Origin of the sequence: Actinoplanes sp. NPDC023801 (assembly GCF_040639655.1) — a bacterium.
Classification (GTDB): Bacteria; Actinomycetota; Actinomycetes; order Mycobacteriales; family Micromonosporaceae; genus Actinoplanes.
The window spans coordinates 327275-343846 of sequence record NZ_JBFAAI010000002.1 but is presented as its reverse complement, the minus strand read 5'-3'; the positions used below and the strand labels follow the sequence as shown (position 1 = coordinate 343846).

The window sequence follows — 16572 nt, the reverse complement described above, 5'->3', positions numbered from 1 at the left end:
GAACCGCTGTCTCGCAGTGCTTGAGGCAGCGGTGCGCGACGGCCGGGGGAGGGGACGGTCAGTTGCGGGCCGGTCTGGTGGACGGGGCGGCATTCGCCGGGCGGCGTCTGTCTCCGGCGGTGATCAGCCCGACGGCGACGGCCAGCGTGAAGGCGAGCATGATGGCCGCCAGCGGATTGGCGGCCTGGTTGGCGAGCGGGTAGATCCAGTCGACGGCGAGCGGCACGGCGGCGGTGTCCGGATCGGGCCACATGCTGAGCACACTGTCCACGGTGTTGACCGCGCAGATGAGGGCGACCTGCGGCACGAGCAGGACGAGCGTCCACCGCGACACGCCCGGGGTGCGGGCGATCCGGTGTGTCAGCCAGGTCATGAACGGCCACGCCGCGAGTACGCCGAACGCGGCACCGGCGATGGCGGCCGCACGTACCCCGCCCGGCTCGGCCGGATACGCGTTGACGGTGACATGTTCGTAGCCACCGGACATCCGCAGCAGCATCCCGTCGTGATGTGCCCAGAACGTGTCGCCGCCGACGATCGTGCCGGTCTGCCAGCCGGCGTCCGCGAGGGCCCGGTGAGCGCGGGCGAGCACCGCCGGGTCGCCGGCCGGATAGACCCTGGTCCGTCCGACCGGTGCCGGCATCGGCCCGTCCCAGCCCTCGGCCCCGAGCTGCTGGAACTCACCCTCCGCCTGGTACCCGTAGGCGAGGCCGAGCAGGTTCCCGTCGCCGGTCGTGTGCGTGGACGACGGCGTCTTCGCGACGAGCGCGTCACTGAGGGCGGCGACGTCGGTGCCGGCCGGCGGCGCCGCGCTCCAGGCCGCGTACGCTCCGGCGCCGCCGAGGACCAGAGCGGTCCACATGGTGACCAGGACGGTGACGAGTTTGCCGGCCCATCCGGGCGGTACGAGCCGCAGCCTCAGTCCCGTCAGCAGGATCCAGACCGCCTCGTCACGCGACGGCCGCGTCTGTCCGGGCGCGGCCGCGTCCAGCAGGGTGGTGAGCATCTCCAGGCCGCGTTCACGCCGGTAGAAGCGCGGGTACGCCCGCAGCAGGCGCTGGTAGGCCCGTTCCAGATCCCCGGCGTCAGGCATAGCGCGCCCGCAGCCGTGCGCCGGCGACGCGGGCGTTGGACTCCATCCGCGCGACGGCGGCCTCGAGTTCGGCGCGCCCGTCGTCGGAGAGCACGTAGTAGCGGCGGAGCCGTCCGCCCACGGCCTCCTCCCGGTCGACCTTGATCAGGCCGTCGTTGGTGAGCCGGTCCAGCGCGGCGTAGAGGGTGCCGGCCTTGAGACCGACCCGGCCCTCGGAGAGCTCCTCGACCGCCTGCATGATCCCGTACCCGTGCAGGGGTGTGCGGACCAGTGCGGTGAGGATGAAGAACGTGGGTTCCTGCATCGCCATGGCCCGAACTATAGGTCATCTCTATATACAGTCGATCTGTAGCTCCTAGAGGTCCTCGGCCACGGCGCGGGCGGGTTCGAGACAGGCCGCCTCCAGGTCGTGGAAGAGTTGGCCGTGGTCGGCGGCCTGGTCCCCGCCCTCCGCCCCGCTTCGCCGTCCCGCCGCCGTCGTCCGGAACCCGCCACCTCGAACACGTGACGGCGGCGGCAGACCTCAGCCGTACGTGCGCCGGCTACGGCTGACGGGCTACGCGGCCAGGGTCCGGCGGAGGGTGTCGGCGAACGGGCCCGGGTCGCCGTGCTGGCCGTACTCGCCGCCCAGGAAGCCCGCATGGTTGCTGGGGAAGACGACGGGCTCGAGGCCGAGCCGCTCGGCGACCGCCCGGCCGCCACGATGGGCGATCTCGTCGGCCGACTCGGCACCGACGGCCACCACGATCCGGGTCGAGGCGGCCCGCAATGCGGCGAGGTCGGGCTGATAGAGGCAGCAGGTGACCAGGTTCTGCCCGAGCAGCGCGTCGTCGCGGGAGCCGTCGTCCTCGCCCGGCAGGCCGAAGGCGGCCGGATCGGGGCCGGGCTCGTCGGCGAAACCGGGCGGGACCGGGCCCTTCAGCGACACGATCTGGATGAACTTCACCATCGCCGGGCCGACGCCGGCCCGCTCGTACAGCGCGCGGATGCCCCGTACCGCGGCCACCGCGTCGTCCTTCTCCGGCAGCAGACCCACCAGGGGCGGCTCGTGGGCGACGAGAAGGCGTACCAGATCGGGGTGTGCCGCCACGAGGGCCAGTGAGTTGACCGCGCCGCCGCTGCTGGCGAAGAGGTCGACCGGGCCGCCGACCGCCTCGATGACCCGGCGGACGTCGTCGGCGTGCTGCTCGGGGGTGCTCTCCGGCGCCGGGTCGGTCCGCGTGCTGCGGCCGGTGCCGCGCGGGTCGTAGGTGATCACGAGCCGGTCGGTGAAGTGGCCGGCCAGCGTCACGAACCCGCTCGCGTCCATCGGCGAGCCGATCAGCAGGAGCGGTGTCTCGGAGGACTTCTCCACGGGTTCGCGTACGTCATAGGTGATGATCGCGCCGGGGACGTCAAGTGTGTGGGTCACAGGCTGAGTCATGGACCGAAACTACCGGTCGAGCCGCCGCCGCAAGGGCTTTCCCGCAGGAGGCCCCGGGCCGCTCCGAAGTAGATTACCGGCTGGTCGGATTCCGGATCGATTCATGCAACAGCGGCGATGTACGTTACGGAGCGCCAGAACGAACGCAATGGGGGTAATCGTGACGACATCCGTGGAACCGGCACCGCCGGTCGAGGCCGCGCCCGCGCCGTTCAGCGCACGGGAACGGTGGGTGCTTCTCGTCGCGAGCGCCTGGCTGGTCATCGGACTGCAGCTGGACGCGTACGCCCACGCCACCACACCGGACCTGGAGACGTTCTGGACCCCGTGGCACGGCGTCCTCTACTCCGGGATCGCCGCCTCAGGCTTCACCCTGCTGTGGATCATGCGGTCCCGGCTGCCCGGCATCCCGACATACCGGTCGGTGCTGGCCCTGCCCAACGCGCTGCGCCTGCCGCTGGCCGGCATGGCGTTCCTGCTCGTCGGCGGTGGCGTCGACACCCTGTGGCACAACATCTGGGGCATCGAGCGGGACATGGAGATCTTCGTAAGCCCCAGCCACGAGTTCATCATCCTCGGCATGGCGCTCGTCGCGATGGGCCCGACCCTGATGCTCGCCACCGGCCCGGAGAAGCGGCTCGGCGTCGGCGGCGCCTTCCTGGTCGGCATCTCCACCCTCTTCGCCACGCTGCCGGTGCACATCTACTCGCTGCACGCGTCGGCCATCGGCTTCCGGCACCTCGGCAGCGGAACCGTCGACCCGGTGCCGATCTTCTCGCCCGACGCTCAGCTCATCCACGGGTACGTGTTCAGCACGATCCTCCTGCTGGTGCCGTTCATCGCGATCGGCCGCCGCTGGCCGCTGCCGATGGGGCTGGCCTCGGTGCTGGTGGCGGTCATCGCCGTACTCATGCATCTGATGTTCGACTCGCAGGACGACTGGTGGCCGGCCCTCACCCTGGCGGCCGCGGCGTTCGGCCTGGAACTCGTGCTGCGCCTGGTGACCCCGCTGGTGAGTCTCTCCGCGAACGGCCGCTGGGTGCTGTTCGGCCTCATCACGCCGCCGGTCGCGTGGGGTGCCGTGCTGCTCGTCGGCCAGATCCAGGAGGGCAGCACCGGGTACAACATCCACATGGTCACCGGCCTGCTCACCCTGACCGCACTGACCGGCGTGGGCACGGTCCTGGTCGTCCGCAGCGTCCAGCACCTTCCCGAGTGAGAGTTCTCGTCCGGCTGCTGCTCGCCCTGATCACGGTGGGTGCGACGCTCATCGGTAAGGGCGGGCCGGCAGCCGCGCACGCGGGTGGCCTCACGGCCACCGACGCCCGGGGCACGGTGGTCTCGGTGACTCCCGCGATTCCCGGGCTGACCATCACCGCGATCGAGGAGGGCGCGCGGCTGCGTCTGCGCAACGGCACCGGTGGTCCGGTCACGATCAGCCCCGGCGGCGGTACGGCCACGCCCGCCGTGATCCCGCCCGGCGCCGAGCTGACCTGGATCGACGAACGCGCCACCCCCGACGGTCGATCGGTGGCGGCCGGGCAGACCGTCCCGTGGACGATCGCCCTCGACGCCGCCGGTGTCCCGGTGGTCGTCACCGGATCCCTGGTGGGGGAGGAGCGCCCGCTCGCGGCCGGATGGTGGGCCGCGGCCGGGCTCACCGGGGCGGCCCTCGTCCTTCTCGCGAAACGGTGGCGCCGTGCCGACCTGCTGCTGGCCGGTGCTGGGACCGTCGCCGCGGCCGCCTCGATCGTGCACGTGGCCGGTTCCACCCTCGCCGTCGAGTCGGCGCCGCTCGCCGGGACGTTCCTCAGTGCCGCCGGGATCAACCTGCTCGCCTGGCCGCTGATCATCGGAGGCGCGGTGACGGCCCTGCGCGGGCGCGCGGCCGGTGTGCTCGCGGTGTGCGCGGGAGCGGCGTTGACCGCGGTCTTCGTCCTGCCCGATGTGACGTCGTTCCATCGTCCGGTCCTGCCTTTCGCCGGTCCGGCCGTACTCGAACGGATCCTCGTCGTCCTGGCCCTCGGTCTCGGTGCGGGCGTCGCGGTCGCGGGCGCCGGAGTGCTGCGCGGCCTGGCCCAGAAAGCCGCCGCCGACTCCGCCGACTCGGCTGACTTCGCTGACTCCGCCGATTCCGGTGACGATGTCGCGCGGCAGCCGCCGGCCGCCGGGCCGGCGTGAGGTCACCGGTCATGCCGCTCGCGCACGGTGTCGGCAGCGATGCCGGGCTGCCGCTGCCGCTCGATCTCGTGCTGCAGGCCGGCGCCGCGACCGTCGTACTGTCGTTTCTGATCGCTGCCCTCTGGTGGCGCACGCCGCGGCTCAGGCCGTCCGAGCCGCGCGAGCACGGGCGGCTCGGACGATGGCTCCGGTATCCGGTGCTGGCATTGGCGTTGTACATCACCGGGCTGGCATTGGCCGGTCCACGCGGAGCGGGGAACCCGGCGGCGCACGCGCTGTTCGTCTGGCTCTGGGTGGGACTGATTCCGATCAGCATCGTCCTCGGGCCGGTCTGGCGGGCGGTCAACCCGCTGCGCACGATCTTCACGCTGCTGGGCCTGCCGCGCCACGGACTCCGCCCGCTTCCGCCCAGACGAACCGGGCCGTCCTGGCCGGCGGCGGTGTTCCTGCTCGTCTTTGTCTGGTTCGAGCTGGTGGTGCCCCATCACGGCGATCCGGTCCCGGTCGGTCTCTTCCTCCTCGGGTACGGGTTGAGCCAGATCCTTTTCGCCATCCTGCGTGGTGAGGAGTGGTTCGCCCGTGGCGACTGCTTCGAGGTCTACTCCGAGCTGGCCGGGCGTCTCAGTCCGCTCCGGCATCGGCAGCCGCTCTCCGGCCTGGTCGAACGGCCGGCCCCCGCGCCTGCCGGTCTGTCTCCCGCGCCTGCAGGCCCGTCTCCGGTTCCCGTCGGCCCGTCTTCGGTTCCCGTCGGCCCGTCTCCGGTTTCCGCGGGCGCGTCTCCCGTTTCCGCTGGTCCGGCTCTCGCCTCCGCCGGCCTGGCGGGGTTCGTCGCCGTCTGGTGGGGCTCGACGGTCTTCGACAGCGCCTCGGCGTCACCGGTCTGGACCGGTTTCGTGGACCGCGCCGGCGCACCGGTGTTCTGGGGCACCTGCGGTCTCGTACTGCTCTGTGCCCTGGTCTTCCTGGCGGTCCGCTGGACCGCGGGCCGCCTCGACGTGACCCTGTCGCTGATCCCGATCGCGGCCGGCTACACCCTCGCCCATTACCTGTCCCTGCTGATCGTGGAGGCCCCGCGCGGTTTCCTGCTGCTTCTCGGGCTGTCGATCGAGCGGTGGGACCCGTCACCGTCGCCGGTCGTGATCGCCGGAGCGCAGATCGCGCTGATCCTGATCGGGCACGTCCTCGGCGTGATCGTCGCGCACGACCGGGCGCTGGCGGATGCCGGGCCGAAGCCGGCCACGGCCGTGCTGGCCGACGAGTTCCCACTGGTGCTTTTCATGATCGGGTGCACCTGGGCCGGTCTTTTCCTGCTCTTCGTGCGCTGATGTCCTGATCTGGCTGACTTCTCACTGACAATAGCTATGAGAAGAAGTCTTTGCATTGGTATCTTCTCATTCATGCGCCGGAACCTCACAGACGTCGACTCCCTCAAAGCCCTGGCCCACCCGCTACGGCAGCAGATGTTCAGCCACCTCAACCGCTTCGGGCCCGCCACCTCCGCCGACCTGGCCGCCAAGTTCGACGCCGATCGTGGCGCCACCAGCTACCACCTGCGCCAGCTCGAGCGGTACGGCTTCATCGAGGAGGACACCGAGCGATCGGCCGGCCGCCGGCGCTACTGGAAGGCCGTCCCGCTGGACCTGCGCCTGCCGTACGCGCCGAAGGATCCCGAGATCGCCGCGGTGGCCGACGAGATCAGCGCGCAGTGGGCGGACCAGGCCGAGCGGGAACGGCGGGCATTCCTCGCCGACCCGGAGTCCTTCGGCGAGTTCGGTGAGGCCGCCATGCACTCGTCCAGCACCACCACCCTGACCGCTGAGGAACTGGCCCGGTTCACCGAGGAGTACGTCGCCTTCATCACCCGGTGGCACCGCTACCCCTCCGAGGCCACCGACGGCGCCAGGCCGATCACCGTCCTCTTCGACGCGTTTCCGACGCCGTCATGAGCGGGCTCTGGCGCAACCGCGACTTCACCCTGCTCTGGAGCGGCCAGATCATCTCCAGCCTGGGCGCCGCGATCAGCAGCACCGCCACCCCTCTGCTCGTCCTGGCTGAGACGGGCTCCCCGCTGGACGCCGGGCTCGTCGGAGCGGCCGGCACCCTGCCGCACCTGATCGCCAACCTGCCGGCCGGCCCGCTCGTCGACCGCTGGAACCGCCGCCTCATCCTCCTGTTCAGTGAACTCGTCGCGGCGATCGCCCTGCTCACCGTCCCGCTCGCGATCTGGTCCGGTGTGTTCACCGTCGCCCAGCTCTGCGTGGTCGCGTTCGTCCAGGGCCTGTGCTTCGTCTTCTTCGGGCTCGCCCAGGACGCCGCCCTGCCGATGGTCGTCCCGCCGGCACATCTGGCCACCGCGATCGCCGCCAACGAGGCCCGCAGCCGCGGTGCCACGCTGGCCGGCCCGCCGATCGGGGGCTTCCTGTTCGGCCTGGACCGGGCCGCACCGTTCCTGGTCGACGGCATCTCCTACCTGATCGCCGCCGCCGGGCTGCTCTTCCTCCGGCGTGACCTGCAGAAGCCACCGGAGGGCCCGGCCGAGTCGCTGTGGCGGGCCGCCGGCACCGGTATCAGATACATCTGGCACCAGCCCCTCATCCGGGTGTCCATCCTGCTGATCGCCGCCAGCAACTTCGTCTTCCAGGCGCTGATCCTGGTCCTCGTCGTGCTCGCCGAACGCCGGGGTGGCAGCCCGTCCGACATCGGGCTGATGCTCGGCCTCTACAGCGCGGGCGGTCTGGCCGGCGCCTTCGTGGCCGGCCGGCTGCACCGGCAGCTGTCCTTCCGTACCGTCCTGATCGGCATCAACTGGGTGTGGGCGGTCCTGCTGCCGCTCAACGTGCTGACAACCGGCACGATCCAGATCGGCGTCCTCGGTGCGCTCTGCGCCTTCGTGGGCCCGCTGTGGAACGTGGTCATCTTCACCTACGCCGGCATGGTCGTCCCGAACGAGCTGCTCGGCCGCGTGATGAGTGCCGTCGGCACCCTGACCTGGGGTGTCATGCCAATCGCGTCGCTCACCGCCGGCCTACTGCTCACCGCGATCGGGCCGACGGCCTCGATCTGGTCACTGTCGGCGATCATGCTGGCCGCGGCGATCACCGCGACCCTCAGCCCTTCGGTACGCCACGCGCCCACCCTGGAACCCGTCGAGGAGGAGGCCCGGGCCCTCTCGTAGGCGGCAGCCGGTGCCGGTCCTCTATGGATGACCGGTACCGGCTTCGTGCCAGCCGCCGCACGGAACCCCGCCCGTGGTGGATCTTCTCGGCAGAGTGGCCGGCATGACACGGAACAGGTCCCGCCGAAACGTCACCCGGCAGCTGACGGTCGCCACCACGGCTCTGCTCGGCGTGGCCGTCGCCGTGGGGCTCATCGGCGGTACCCGGGCTCGTGAGGCGTCCGCCGGTGCCGTCCCGCTCGCCTCCGGCACCGCGTCCGCCCCGGTTCCGGGCACGGTCTCCGCGTCCGTGCCGGCCGGTCTCGCTTCCGGCCCGGCCGCTTCCGCCTCCGCCTCGTGGTCCGTGCCGGCTGGTTCCGCTCCGGCCTCCGCTCCCGTCCCCGCCTCTGTTCCGCCGGCCGGGACGGACCCCGGCTGCCTGACCGACGACCTGGCCGGGACCCTCATCGGGCAGGATCGGGCGGCGGGGCCCGGCGTACGGGACGCGGTACTGCGCCTCACCAACACCTCGGGCCGTACCTGCCGGGTCGAGGGCTGGGCCGACATCGCCCTCGTCACCCCGCCCGGCGAGCTGGTCCGGGTGCCCACCGGCCGGACGGAACAGGCCGGCGGCGGCGCGGTGATCGTGCTGAAGCCGCAGGCCAGTACCTGGGCCAGGGTGCAGTGGGACACGTGCGCCCCGGGGCGTGCCGGCTGCGGTGTCGGGGTCGCCGTGCAGTACATCGTCGACCCGGACTCCACCGGGGCCGCCGCTGACAACGCCGAGGTGCCCGAGGCCGACCGGGACGGCATCGCCATGAGGGCCCTGCGGGTCGGCCCGCTCCGGGCGACCCGGGCCGCGGCCCTCGCCTGATCCGGCCGGCGGGCCGTGTCGTGTAGTCAGACGATGGCCGGGCCGAACGTGTCGGACATGGCGGCCACACCGAGGCAGAGCAGCGGACCGGGGAAACTCTCGTCGACGTCGGTGAGGTCGTGCCATTGCTGCACCACCGGATCCGCGGAGTGCCGTCGCAGTGACCGCGGACCGGGCTCCGGGATCTGGTGTCCCGCCTTGCGGAGCATCCCGGCGACGTTGTCGAGCAGCCGGCGGACCGCGGCGGCGATGTTGCCGGGCGCCGCGCCGGGATCGGGCAGGGCGTGCTCGGTGACCCAGGCCGCCAGTTCGGGACCGGAGACGATGTGACCGTGGATCGAGGATCCGTAGGTCCGGCCGTGGACGACCAGTGCCGTCGTCTGGACGAGCACCGGATGCACCGGTACCCGTCGGGGCAGGGCGATCACCGGATGGGTGGGGGCGAGAAGGATGGCGGCGCGCCGGGTGGAGGCCAGCCAGCAACCGCTGTCACCCGCCGCGACCTGGCCGGCGTACTCCCAGATGGTCGGCATCGGATGATCTTGGCTATCAACGGGCCGGCGGACATCGGTCGTCGGGCCGGGCCTGCCGTCCCCCGAACGTGCGGTTTCCGGTGACGATTAGTACATCTGATCTAATCATGGGGTAGGGTGCGGCCATGAGCATCGACAGCGGTGCAGATTCCCATCCGCCTCTGACCGCCCGCCAGCTGCGCATCCTCGCCGTCATCGAGGAGTCGGTGCGCTCGCGCGGCTATCCACCGACGGTTCGGGAGATCGGCGCGGCCGTCGGGCTCGTCTCGCCGTCGTCCGTTTCCTATCAGCTCGGCGTCCTGGAGAAGCACGGCCTGCTCCGCCGCCAGCCCCACAACTCCCGGGCGGTCGAGCTGCGCAAGCCACGCTCGCCGGCTGACGACGCCGCGGCACGGCCACCCGTCGCGCAGACGGCGGCCTCCGGGCGTGTAATCACGGTTCCGGTGCTCGGTGCCATCGCGGCCGGTGCACCGATCCTCGCCGAGGAGCACATCGAGGATCACCTGACCGTCTCGGCGGGAATGGTCGGCGGCGGCACCCTCTTCGCGCTGAACGTCAAGGGCGACTCGATGGTCGACGCCGCGATCTGCGACGGTGACGTCGTCGTGGTCCGGCAGCAGCCGGTCGCCGAGACCGGTGAGATCGTGGCGGCGATGATCGGCGACGAGGCCACGGTCAAGGTCTTCCGCCGCCGGGACGGACATGCCGAGCTGATCCCACGGAACCCGGCCTACCGGCCGATCCCCGCCGACGACGCGGTCATCCTCGGCAAAGTGGTCTGCGTCCTGCGCCGCCTCTGACATCCAACGGCGGACCGTGCCGATCCGGTGCCGTGCACCCGCCACGGCACCGGCCGGGACCCGCGAGGCGCGATGGGGACTACGGGGACGCGTTTGTCGTACGTGGCCAGGCCCGGTGGAACGAGCCGACGCAGCCGGATGCCGGCCGGATCTCGATGCCGGCGGCGTCGGCGGTGACCGACGGGATGGCGGTGACCCGGCGGATCTCCGAGAGGCACGCCTCGAAGCGCGGCCCGAACGCGGCCGTGTCGTCACCGGCGGCGAACCGGGCGCGCAGTGTCTCCCAGGTGAACTGGCGGGCGTCGTCGAGGTAGGCGCCGACCAGGGTGAGCCAGGCGTAGACGTCGAGGGCCATGCAGGAGTGGCCACCCAGGACCCGGACGACGTCGGCGTCCAGGGGCAGCCAGCGGAGGGCCGATTCGGCGAACGACGCCTCCAGGGTGATCACCGGCGGGCACTCGGTGCTGGAGTCGAGGAAGCCGCGGCCCTGCCGGGTGCGGCCGCTGACCAGGGTGCCGGTGGAGCCGGGAGCCTCGCCGATCCAGCCGTGCCGGAGCGTCCGGTGCAGCTGGCCCTCGAGTTCGGTGAACCAGCCACCCCGGACGGTCTGCTCGGAGAGTGAGCCCAGCGCGGCCAGGAACGCGTAGACGCGGTGCGGGTGCAGGGTGATGGTCCGGCTGCGGCACCGGTACACCTCGGTGCACAGGAACATCACCAGGTGACGCCCGAGGAGGCCGTACGGGATGCCCGCGTACCGCGCGAACTCGCCCTCACTCAGGCCGGAGCGCCAGCTGCCGAGGCCGGGGCGGTAGTACAGCTCGACGTCGCCGGGGTCGGTGACCGGCAGCACCAGGTCGGCGTGGACCGGCGGGTACAGGACGGTGCCCGCGCCGGACGAGCCGGGCAGGCGGCAGGCCGTGTGGCCGTCCGGCTGGTCGACGGTGATGTGGACGGCTACGTCGCCGTGCCGGAACGAGAAACTCACGTCGTCAGCAACGACTGATCATGGAGAAGGGAAGCAGCGGGCGATCAGGCGGCGGGCAGCATGCTGTGGTCGTACCGCATCCAGGTGCCCTTGCCCTCGTGCTTGGCCGCGTACATGGCGGTGTCCGCGGCGTGGAGCAGCGTTCGCAGGTCGTCGGTCTCCTCGGTGGACGCCACCCCGATGCTGGCGTTCGCCCGTACCGGCGCCCCGTCGATCATGATCGGTACGGTCATCGCCTGCAGGATCCGCTGCGCGGTGCGTTCGGCGTCGCGGGGGTCGCAGTCCCGCAGCAGGACGGCGAACTCGTCGCCGCCGAGCCGGGCCGGCAGGTCCACGCCGCGTACCGAGGCGCGCAGTTTCTCGGCGACCCCGGCTAGCAGGGAGTCACCGGCCGCGTGCCCGAGGGTGTCGTTCACGCCCTTGAACCCGTCCAGGTCGAGGAGCAGCACGGACACCGTTCCGGGGGAGGCCCCGGCGAGGGCCGCGTCGACCTCTTCGCGGAAGTGGGCGCGGTTGGCGAGCCCGGTCAGGTCGTCGAAGAGAGCTTGCCGCCGAAGCCGCGTCTCGTGTTCGCGCAGTTCACTGAGGGTGGTGTCGAGCTGCGCGATGAGGCTCTTGTTGTCGTGGAAGGCGAGCAGCTGCCGGGCCACCACGAGCCCGACGATGACGCCGAGTCCGCCGACCGTGCCCCACAGGCGGGCGTCCTTGTCCTCGTTCTGCGACAGCATGATGATCATGACGGAGAAGACGATCAGGATCGATCCGTACGGCAGGAGGCTGTACGGCTTGCGGCGCCGGGAGCCGAACGCATGCTCGTCGAATTGCGCCAGGATCTCCTGGATCCGTGGCCCCATGGCGATCAGCAGCGACGGCAGGAAACGGATGGCGTAGGCGTAGGCCGGCAGCGATCCGTCGGCGTCCGGTGCGATGAAGAGCCCGAGCGCGTTCACGACAGCCGCGAAGATCAGCGGGACGGCAGCCTTGCGGTGCATCGGCGCGTTGCCGCTGAGAATCATCTTCACTGCGGCGAACGCCGAGGTCAGCACGAGTGCGGCGCCGAACAGCGCACCGACCAGGTTGGTCTCGCGGTCCTCCGAGTTGATGGCGAAACACCAGGCCACCACGGCGCCACCGACCAGCACGGTCGCCGAGTCGAGCCAGAACGCCAGACGTTCCTTGCCGCTGCGTCCGGAGTGCGGGTGGACGAGCATGCCGATCACGATGAGGGCGATGCCGATGGTGAAGCACACCGACTGGACGGTGCCGCCGGCGGTGTTCCACTGGCTGCCCTCGAAGAACGAGGTGACGGTCTGTACGGTGTCGCCGGTGGTGAACAGGGCGCCGGCGATGGCCATGAACCGCCAGAACCGCCGGACGGCGCCGGTGGCGAGCCGGAAGACCCGCCACGAGGAGTACGCGAGCAGCGCGTCCAGCGGCACCTGGAACAACCAGAAGAGGTCGACCTGGGTGTCCGAGTGGCCCTGGAGCACGAAGAGCAACGCGACGCCGAGGAGGGTCCACGCCGTGGCCACCGCGAGCAACGGGTCCTGCCGTATCGATCCGTTCCCGTTCACTCCGGGACTATCGGCTCTTTCCCGCTGCCCCTGAGGAAGTCGGCGCCGCCTTCACCGGTGGAGGTGAAGGCGGCGCCGGTGATCAGGACGGCGTGCAGGTGAGCGTGGCGGGAGCGGTGTTGCTGCCACTGAACGAACCGGTGAAGCCCCAGGTCGTCGAGGCGCCCGCGGCCAGTCGCCCGTTCCAGGCGGCGTTCTTGGCCACGACCAGTGCGTCGGTGGTGGTCACGGTCGCGCTCCAGGTGTTGGTGAAGCGCTGCCCGCTCGGCCAGGTCCAGCTCACGGTCCAGGCGCTGATCGGGGCGCTGCCGGCCTTGACGGTGACGGCGCCCTGGAAGCCGCCCGGCCAGTTGCCGGTCACCGCGTACGTGGCGGTGCAGGCGCCGGACGGGACCGACGGCGACGAGGACGACGGCGGCGGGTCGGACGGCGGGCCCGAGGACGACGGCGACGACGGGTTGGTGCCGCCGTAGACGGTCGCCTGCTTCGCGGTGGCCTTGATCCCGTTCGCGCCGTTGAACAGCCGCTGGCCCCACGAGGTCAGCTGCGTCGCGTCGAAGCCGGTGACCATGTCCAGGTATTCGACGCCGCCGCCGTTACCGCTCCACGACCAGCCGAGGTATCCGATGCCGAGCTGCTGGGCGGTGGCCAGGATGGTGTCCTCGTCCGGGTTGCCGTCGGAGTGGTTGTGGCCGAACTCGCCGACCACGATCGGCAGCCCCGCCGTCTTGAACCGGCCCAGGTAGTCGGTGATCTCCGCGGCGGTGTCGAAGACCCCGTACATGTGCACGGAGAAGACGGTGTTGCGGTTCGGGTCGGTGGCGAACACCGAGGCTGCGTTGTCGCGCATGGTGAAGGACCAGTCCTGGCCCCAGTTCGGTGCGTCGACCATGATCTGGTGCGCGAAACCGGCGGCCCGCAGCCGGGTGATGGCGTTCTTGGTGTCGGCCACCCAGCCGGACGCGTTGGTGTTGCCGTACGGCTCGTTGCCGATGTTGAGGATGACGTAGTTCTCCTGGCCGTCCAGGGCACTCTTGATCGAGATCCAGTAGTCGACGGCCTGGGCGAGCGATGCGGCGGCGCCCTCCTCGCCGTACCCGGTGGTGTCGTGCACCTCCAGCACGCAGATCAGCTTGTTGGTCTTGCACTGGCTGATCACGGCGGACACGTTGGCGGCGCTGTCCGGTCCCCAGCGCTGCCCGCTGCCGAGCACCACCCGCACGGTGTTGGCGCCGAGGGCCTTGATGTCGGCCAGGGCCCGGGGAGTGCGGTCCTGGTACCAGGTGTGCGCGTGGTTGACGCCGCGCATGACGAACGGTGTGCCGTTTCCTTCGAGGATCTGGCCGCCGGAGACGGTGAAGCCGGTGGCCGCGTGCGCCGGCGGGGCCACGAACAGCGCCGTGACGCCGGCGACGAGTGCCGCCACGATGGCGGCCCACCAGGCGTGCCGCTTCCTCGGGATGGGGACGGTCATGCTTCTCTCCTGGGGATGGGAGTAGTGGGAGCGCTCCCAATGTCCCTCTTTTAATTTATGTTTGTCAACGTCTTCGAGGTGACCTTCCATCTTGGTTGCGCTCCGTGGTCTTGACAGATTCGGCTGCTGACGGCCAGAGTGCCTCTGGCCTGGGAATTCTGGCGCTGTGAGGGGCTGGCGAGCATGGAGTTGCATCCGGATGATCACGAAGAGCTACTACGTGGCAATTCGGTGGTGGAGCTGTGGCGACGCAGCGACCATGCGATCCAGGTGGCCGGCGAGCTGATGCGGATGCACGGCGGCACCGTGCCGATGAGCGATCTGTTGTGGCTGGGAGCCGAGGCGATCCTGCCGCGCCAGTGGAAGGCCGGCCGCGCCCCGGAGCCGGTGGAGGCCGCCGTCGAGGTCTACAACCGCTGGCGCAGACTCGAGGAACGCCGCGTGGAACGGCGCATGCAGGCCGACGAGGAGCGCCGTCAGCAGGCGGGCGAGACCGGGACGGCCTGACCCAGCGCCCCGGCGGCCACCGCCTCGGCGGAACGGCACGCCTCCGGCAGATCCCCGGCCGGAACCGGGTGACTCAGCACGAACCCCTGAGCGTGGTCACACGTCATCTGCCGGAGCCGGACCAGCGTTGCCGCGTCCTCCACGCCCTCGGCCACCACCTCGAGCCCGAGGTTGTGCGCCAGGTCGATCGAGCTGCGGACCATCACCTCGTCCGGAGTACCTCCGGCCAGGTCCCCGACGAAGATCCGGTCGATCTTCAGCTCGTCGGCCGGCACATCACGCAGCTGCAGCAGTGAGCTGAACCCGGTACCGAAATCGTCGACCGACACGGTCACGCCGCTGCCGCTCAACCGGCGCAGCGTCGTCCCGGAGTCGGCCATGATCCCGGTCTCGGTGAGTTCCAGCCGCAACAGCTCGGCCGGCAGCCCGGCCGCGCCGATCGTCGCCAGCACGGTCTCGGCGAACCGGTCGTCGCGCAGCGCACCGGGCGCCACGTTGAACGAGAGCCGCAACCGCCACCCCGAGGACAGCCACGCCGCCCCCTGCCGTGCGGCCGCCGCCAGCAGGTGATAGGTCAGCCCGGTCTCCAGGCCGCCGCGCTCGGCGACCGGCAGCAGGGTGGCCGGCATGATCAGCCCGCGGGACGGGTGCTGCCAGCGGACCAGTGCCTCCGCCGCGGTCACCAGACAGTCGCTCAGGCGTACCACCGGCTGGTAGTGCAGCTGCAACTGGCCGTCCGGATCACCGGTCTCGAGCAGCAGGCGCAGGTCGGCGAAGAGCTGCATCCGGTCGTCCTGCTCGTCGGCGTCGGTGCCCGGGTCGTACACCGCGACCCCGCCGCCGTTGCGTTTGGCCCGGTACATGGCAGTGTCGGCGTGCCGGAACAGATCGTCGGCGTCGACGGCGCCGCCCGCGGGGCTGAGGGCCACCCCGAGGCTGCCGCTGATCGCGGCCGGCCGGTCACCGAGCACGAAATCACGGTTCAGTTCGGCGACCAGCCGCTCGGCGAGCGCGGTGGCCTCGGGCAGACCCGTCACCCGGGGAAGCAGCACCGCGAACTCGTCACCGCCGAGCCGGGCCACCACGCCCGGCGCACCGACGTGCCCGGCCAGGCGCCGTCCCGCCTCGATCAGCACCTGGTCACCGGCATGGTGCCCGATCGTGTCGTTGACGGCCTTGAACCCGTCCAGGTCGATGACCATCATCGCGGTCCGGCCGCCGCGTTCGGCGTGGGTCACGGACTTCTGCAGCTTCTGCTGGAACAGGGCACGGTTCGGCAGGCCGGTGAGCGGGTCGTGCATGGCCTGGTGCCGGCTGTCGGCCGCCTGGGCCACGAGCCGCCGCTGGTAACCGAGGACCATCCGCATGATCATCGCGACCAGGGTCAGGCCGACGCCGAAGCCCATCGCGGTGCCCAGCAGCAACCGTCCCTGCGCTTCGCCGAGCCGGGTCACCTGCTGCTGGGCGTACTCGTGGTACGCCCGGGACACGTCGTCCACGTCGTTCTGCAGCGAGTAGAAGGCCGGCGTCACCTGGAGGCGGTCGAACTGCATGAAGTCCGGATCGCTGTCGGCGACCTTCGCGATCAGCTCCTCGGCGAGCCCCCGGTAGGTGACCTGGCCGGTCAGCAGCCGCCGGGCGTCCTCCCGGGTCCGCTCGTCGGAGGATCCGGCGATCTCCGTCAGGTTCCGCTCGGCCTCCTCGGCCACCTTCTCGAACCGGCTCCGTACGGCGACCGACGGCTCGACCTGGTAGTGCCGGAGGTTCACCTCCTGCATCGCGACGGCGATCCGTGCCTCGGTGAACTTCATGTCCACCACCAGGGCCGCGCTCTGCTGTTCGGTGGCACGCGTGGTGTCAGCCGTGCCCTGCAGCACGTAACCCGCGAGAGCCAGCAGCACGACGGCAAGCGACGCCGTCATCAGCAGGCTGCGGCCACGGCCCCGGATGTGCCCCAACACATCCCCTCATTCG

16 protein-coding genes are annotated in these 16572 nt (G+C 71.0%); 8 read left to right on the top strand and 8 right to left on the bottom strand.

Annotated features, from left to right (window positions below; translation table 11 throughout):
* Positions 1 to 58 precede the first annotated feature (58 nt).
* The 3 genes from AB0G04_RS06130 to AB0G04_RS06120 form a co-directional block, all read right to left on the bottom strand.
* Positions 59 to 1093 carry a hypothetical protein gene (locus AB0G04_RS06130; RefSeq protein WP_360977220.1) on the bottom strand — a complete coding sequence of 345 codons (1035 nt, stop codon included), beginning with the start codon at positions 1091 to 1093 and terminating at the stop codon, positions 59 to 61.
* Positions 1086 to 1397, bottom strand: coding sequence for a PadR family transcriptional regulator (locus tag AB0G04_RS06125; protein ID WP_360977877.1), 312 nt, complete (start codon positions 1395 to 1397; stop codon positions 1086 to 1088). Before AB0G04_RS06125 ends, AB0G04_RS06130 begins: the two co-directional genes overlap by 8 nt.
* A gap of 252 nt (positions 1398 to 1649) precedes the next feature.
* Positions 1650 to 2516 carry an alpha/beta hydrolase gene (locus tag AB0G04_RS06120; protein ID WP_360977217.1) on the bottom strand — a complete coding sequence of 289 codons (867 nt, stop codon included), beginning with the start codon at positions 2514 to 2516 and terminating at the stop codon, positions 1650 to 1652.
* Between the two features lie 160 nt (positions 2517 to 2676).
* Here AB0G04_RS06120 and AB0G04_RS06115 point away from each other — a divergent pair, with 160 nt between their 5' ends.
* The 6 genes from AB0G04_RS06115 to AB0G04_RS06090 all read left to right on the top strand — a co-directional run bounded on the left by AB0G04_RS06115 (position 2677) and on the right by AB0G04_RS06090 (position 8725).
* Complete coding sequence (locus tag AB0G04_RS06115; protein ID WP_360977214.1) at positions 2677 to 3735, top strand: hypothetical protein; 1059 nt, start codon at positions 2677 to 2679, stop codon at positions 3733 to 3735.
* The gene (locus AB0G04_RS06110; RefSeq protein ID WP_360977210.1) at positions 3732 to 4697 is read left to right on the top strand and encodes a hypothetical protein; all 966 of its coding nucleotides are present in this window, start codon (positions 3732 to 3734) and stop codon (positions 4695 to 4697) included. The genes AB0G04_RS06115 and AB0G04_RS06110 overlap by 4 nt, the downstream gene beginning before the upstream one ends.
* Before the next feature lie 11 nt (positions 4698 to 4708).
* A complete protein-coding gene (locus tag AB0G04_RS06105; RefSeq protein WP_360977207.1) occupies positions 4709 to 6022 on the top strand; it encodes a hypothetical protein in 1314 nt (437 codons plus the stop codon).
* Between the two features lie 72 nt (positions 6023 to 6094).
* Positions 6095 to 6643 carry a helix-turn-helix domain-containing protein gene (locus AB0G04_RS06100; RefSeq protein WP_360977204.1) on the top strand — a complete coding sequence of 183 codons (549 nt, stop codon included), beginning with the start codon at positions 6095 to 6097 and terminating at the stop codon, positions 6641 to 6643.
* Positions 6640 to 7872, top strand: coding sequence for an MFS transporter (locus tag AB0G04_RS06095; RefSeq protein ID WP_360977201.1), 1233 nt, complete (start codon positions 6640 to 6642; stop codon positions 7870 to 7872). The genes AB0G04_RS06100 and AB0G04_RS06095 overlap by 4 nt, the downstream gene beginning before the upstream one ends.
* Positions 7873 to 7975: 103 nt before the next feature.
* Positions 7976 to 8725, top strand: coding sequence for a DUF4232 domain-containing protein (locus tag AB0G04_RS06090; RefSeq protein ID WP_360977198.1), 750 nt, complete (start codon positions 7976 to 7978; stop codon positions 8723 to 8725).
* 26 nt (positions 8726 to 8751) lie between these two features.
* On the opposite strand, the gene AB0G04_RS06085 is transcribed toward AB0G04_RS06090, so the two are convergent.
* Entirely contained in the window at positions 8752 to 9258 is a 507-nt protein-coding gene (locus AB0G04_RS06085) for a hypothetical protein (RefSeq protein ID WP_360977195.1), read from the bottom strand.
* Positions 9259 to 9383: 125 nt separating this feature from the next.
* Between AB0G04_RS06085 and lexA the strand changes: the two genes are divergently transcribed.
* Positions 9384 to 10058: a transcriptional repressor LexA gene (gene lexA, locus AB0G04_RS06080; protein ID WP_360977193.1), complete on the top strand. Its 675-nt coding sequence runs from the start codon at positions 9384 to 9386 to the stop codon at positions 10056 to 10058.
* 79 nt (positions 10059 to 10137) lie between these two features.
* Here lexA and AB0G04_RS06075 read toward each other — a convergent pair whose 3' ends face one another.
* The 3 genes from AB0G04_RS06075 to AB0G04_RS06065 all read right to left on the bottom strand — a co-directional run bounded on the left by AB0G04_RS06075 (position 10138) and on the right by AB0G04_RS06065 (position 14091).
* The gene (locus tag AB0G04_RS06075; RefSeq protein ID WP_360977190.1) at positions 10138 to 11043 is read right to left on the bottom strand and encodes a hypothetical protein; all 906 of its coding nucleotides are present in this window, start codon (positions 11041 to 11043) and stop codon (positions 10138 to 10140) included.
* Positions 11044 to 11087: 44 nt separating this feature from the next.
* Positions 11088 to 12617 (bottom strand): GGDEF domain-containing protein, encoded by a 1530-nt coding sequence (locus AB0G04_RS06070; RefSeq protein ID WP_360977187.1) that lies wholly within the window; start codon positions 12615 to 12617, stop codon positions 11088 to 11090.
* 82 nt (positions 12618 to 12699) lie between these two features.
* Entirely contained in the window at positions 12700 to 14091 is a 1392-nt protein-coding gene (locus AB0G04_RS06065) for a cellulase family glycosylhydrolase (RefSeq protein WP_360977184.1), read from the bottom strand.
* Positions 14092 to 14274: 183 nt separating this feature from the next.
* Here AB0G04_RS06065 and AB0G04_RS06060 point away from each other — a divergent pair, with 183 nt between their 5' ends.
* Complete coding sequence (locus tag AB0G04_RS06060; protein WP_360977181.1) at positions 14275 to 14598, top strand: hypothetical protein; 324 nt, start codon at positions 14275 to 14277, stop codon at positions 14596 to 14598.
* On the opposite strand, the gene AB0G04_RS06055 is transcribed toward AB0G04_RS06060, so the two are convergent.
* Positions 14568 to 16559, bottom strand: a complete 1992-nt coding sequence (locus AB0G04_RS06055; RefSeq protein WP_360977178.1) for an EAL domain-containing protein — start codon at positions 16557 to 16559, stop codon at positions 14568 to 14570. The genes AB0G04_RS06060 and AB0G04_RS06055 overlap by 31 nt on opposite strands.
* Between the last annotated feature and the right edge of the window lie 13 nt (positions 16560 to 16572).

Excerpts from the sequence above, each read along its gene's own strand:
- AB0G04_RS06130 (WP_360977220.1), bottom strand. The coding sequence starts at position 1,093 with ATGCCTGACGCCGGGGATCTGGAACGGGCCTACCAGCGCCTGCTGCGG.
- AB0G04_RS06125 (WP_360977877.1), bottom strand. The coding sequence starts at position 1,397 with ATGCAGGAACCCACGTTCTTCATCCTCACCGCACTGGTCCGCACACCC.
- AB0G04_RS06120 (WP_360977217.1), bottom strand. The coding sequence starts at position 2,516 with ATGACTCAGCCTGTGACCCACACACTTGACGTCCCCGGCGCGATCATC.
- AB0G04_RS06105 (WP_360977207.1), top strand. The coding sequence starts at position 4,709 with ATGCCGCTCGCGCACGGTGTCGGCAGCGATGCCGGGCTGCCGCTGCCG.
- AB0G04_RS06100 (WP_360977204.1), top strand. The coding sequence starts at position 6,095 with ATGCGCCGGAACCTCACAGACGTCGACTCCCTCAAAGCCCTGGCCCAC.
- AB0G04_RS06095 (WP_360977201.1), top strand. The coding sequence starts at position 6,640 with ATGAGCGGGCTCTGGCGCAACCGCGACTTCACCCTGCTCTGGAGCGGC.
- AB0G04_RS06090 (WP_360977198.1), top strand. The coding sequence starts at position 7,976 with ATGACACGGAACAGGTCCCGCCGAAACGTCACCCGGCAGCTGACGGTC.
- AB0G04_RS06085 (WP_360977195.1), bottom strand. The coding sequence starts at position 9,258 with ATGCCGACCATCTGGGAGTACGCCGGCCAGGTCGCGGCGGGTGACAGC.
- lexA (WP_360977193.1), top strand. The coding sequence starts at position 9,384 with ATGAGCATCGACAGCGGTGCAGATTCCCATCCGCCTCTGACCGCCCGC.
- AB0G04_RS06065 (WP_360977184.1), bottom strand. The coding sequence starts at position 14,091 with ATGACCGTCCCCATCCCGAGGAAGCGGCACGCCTGGTGGGCCGCCATC.
- AB0G04_RS06060 (WP_360977181.1), top strand. The coding sequence starts at position 14,275 with ATGGAGTTGCATCCGGATGATCACGAAGAGCTACTACGTGGCAATTCG.